This is a genomic window from Sutterella parvirubra YIT 11816, assembly GCF_000250875.1.
GTDB classification, from domain to species: Bacteria; Pseudomonadota; Gammaproteobacteria; order Burkholderiales; family Burkholderiaceae_F; genus Sutterella; species Sutterella parvirubra.
Window position 1 is genome coordinate 1 of the sequence record NZ_JH604952.1, and the last position, 3,184, is coordinate 3,184.

A 3,184-nucleotide genomic window follows, 5' to 3' on the forward strand; every position below is an offset into this window, starting at 1 on the left:
AACGGTACGTCGGCCATTGAAGTGAAGAAGGACGGTACGAACGGCAATGTCATCAACCTCGAAGCTGGTTCGCGCGTTCTGGGGCTCGTGCACGTTGATGCGGCCGCGACCAACACGACCCTCAACCTGAACGGCATGCAGGGCAACCTGCTTCTGCAGGTCGATAAGGCCACCAAGGATACCGGCACCGAGGATACCGGTAAGCACTTCACGCTCAGCGTCAATGACGGCGCCGACGTGACGCTTCAGACGACGACCGCCGAGCAGAATGACGTGGTCAGCGTCATCGACGTCGCGAACATCCAGAACGGCCGCCTCACCGCCTCGATCTTCCAGAGCGACAAGACGCTCAACAACGCCTTCCGCAAAGTCACGATCGGCGAGAACGGCATCTTCAACATCGAAGCGCTCAACTCCCGTACGACGGGGACGGCGGCGACGGATCCGGCCAACCGCCTTCTTCTCGCCTATGACGCGGACTACAAGCTCGAAGGCGGCCGCCTGCAGGTTGCGGGCCAGGACTACACCGGCGCGCTCAAGATCGGCACGGCTTCGGAAAAGAAGGGCTCGGGCGAACTGACGGTCGTCTCGGGTAACTACGCCTTCAGCGACGTGGAAGTGGCCCCGAAGGGCAAGCTGACGCTCGAAGGCGGTCGTCTCTCCGTGACCAACACGTTGAAGGCCACGGGCGGCACGAAGGACCCCACTCGTGGCGCGATCCAGTTCGAGGGCGGCACGCTCAACATTCAGGGCTCGCAGATCTTCGTGAACAACGGCAAGGATACCGTTGCGGATTGGGGCGTGACCGACGTCGTGGCCCTGATGTCCGGTATCGGCGTTGTGGAACTACTGACCGACAGCTTTGAGTACAGCCTGGCGGACCTCAAGGCCGCGCAGTCCAAGCTCAATGCCGGCAGCAAGAACGCCACCAAGGACACGCTTAAGGTGGTCTTCGCGAACGGCAAGCTCGTGCTTGGGCAGGACGAAGCGCTCACGGGTGGCCAAATCGGCGGTCTCAACCTCGCCGACCAGACTGCGAAGGCTGATGACGGTTCGTTCGCCCTCGAGTCGAATACCGATACCACCGTCGCAGCGATTGACTTCGGCAATGCCGAGAAAGAGACCGTGACGATCACGGCCAACAACTCCAGCGGAGGTACGGAAGGGGCCGGTGCGCTTGTCCTCTCCGGCGATAACGACGACGTATTCGCGAGTCTCGCCGACACGACGAAGACCGTCGAGGTGACGGGGGCGCTCACCCTCGGCAACAACACCGAAGCCTCGGGCAACGTCAACGTCGAAACCCTTAAGGTCGACACGCTCACGGTGGTGGGCGCCTTCACCGCGAACAATGTGACGGTCGATGCCACCGCCACGGTTGACGCGGGTGCCGCCTTCACCGTCTACAGTCTCTCCGGCGGCAGGACGAAGGTTTCGGGTACCCTTGATGTCACGGAAGTGAAGGCAGGCACCAACGTTCAGGCTGAAAACGGCGGCACGGTCGTCCTTACCAAGGTCGCCGGTACGGTTGGGACGCCGTCCAGCAGTTCCCGTGTCCTCTCCCTCACGCCCGAAGTTGCGACTGGGTTCAAGCTCTACGGGACGAACAAGAACGCCCGCGACATCATCGCGAATTCGTTCATGACGGATAACGACGTCAAGGACAAGGATGTCCTCTTCCTCGACCGCGTCTTGGAAGTGGAGAGCACTGGTCAGGTTAATGTTGGTGTCACTTCCGGTACGGGCGGCGCCGTCACGGTGGGCTCCTCCGGCATCCTCGTGATCGACGCGCGTGCGCTCGGTGCCGAACCCATCGTGAAGGGCAATCTGAAGGCTCCGGCCGGGTCGGGCTTCCTGCTCAACCTCAACCAGACCGGTACGTTCGCCCTCGCGAATACCGCCGATTCGGGCCTCACCTTCAAGGACGACAGCGCCTTCCTTTCGGCCACGATCGAAACCGCCGCTGGCGGCGCGACGGACACGACCTCGAAGCTCGTGGTGGCCTTCGACGGGACCGCCGTCGGCGATGACGGCGAGCTCGCCGCCGCGATGGAAGCGGGTTACGCCAACGCCAAGAACGGCGCGGTCTTCAACGCGATCGGCGCGACGGAAGCGCTCTTCGCGAACGGCAAGCTCACCGAGGCTGGTCAGTGGGCCGCTTCCGAATACGTCGCCGCCCCGGTCGTCGCGGGCACCTACAACGTCGCCTACGACGCGGCTGCGGAAGTGACCCGCGCGGTCATGAACCACAACGTCAAGGGCGAAGGCATGGGCGCCTGGGCCGACGTCTTCTACGCCTCGAACGAAGCGAAGAAGATCTACGGCGGTCAGGGCTACAGCGCCGACGTCTACGGCGGCGTGTTCGGCTTCGACACCGTCTTCTCGTGCGGCGCGAAGCTGGGCGCGGCGTTGACGATCGGTCAGGCGGACGCCGACGGCGAACGCTCCTTCTCGAAGTACTCGAACGACGCCGACTTCTGGGGTCTCTCGGTCTACACGGGGAAGAACGTCGCCGACACGAGCCTCTACATCGGTGCGGACCTCTCCTACCTCTGGGTCGACAACGACCTGAAGGGCACGGTGGCCGGTGCGTCGGCCGACGAATCGCTCGACTCGACCGTCTTCACGGTGGGGCTGCGCGCCGACTGGACGGCCTACGAAGGGGCCTTCAACGTCGTCCCGCACGCGGGCGTCCGCTATACGGCGATCGACGTCGACGACTACCGCGGGTACGCGTCCGACTCGATCAACGTCGTCGAACTCCCGGTGGGCGTTGAGGTGAACGGCACGTTCGAAGCCTCCGGCTGGAAGGTCGTGCCCTCGGTCGACTTCACCATCGTCCCGCAGGTGGGCGACAAGGACGTGAAGACCGCGGTGGGGAACGTCGACGTGATCGACAACCTCTACAACACCACGGTGGGCGTGGAGGCCGTCTACGGCCAGTACGCCTTCGGTCTCGACGCGGGCTACGGCTTCGGCAGCGACGACCGTCAGAACGCCACGGTGAAGGCGAACTTCAGCTATCGCTTCTGATGAGGAAGCGCTCCGCAGTCTGTTCGGCTGCGGAGCCTTCGCCCCGCGCCTTCAGCTCCAAGAAGGCGCGGGACGGAGATTTCACACTGCGCGGGGCGAAAGCCCGGCGCTTGAGGCCCGATCTTGGGAAACCGAGGTTGGGCCTTTTTCT

At 63.7% G+C, this 3,184-nt stretch carries 1 protein-coding gene; it reads left to right on the forward strand.

Features of this window, described 5'->3' with window-relative positions; translation table 11 throughout:
* Positions 1-3,033: autotransporter family protein (locus HMPREF9440_RS05070; RefSeq protein ID WP_008542111.1), on the forward strand; the 3,033-nt coding region annotated here is incomplete at its 5' end.
* Positions 3,034-3,184 lie beyond the last annotated feature (151 nt).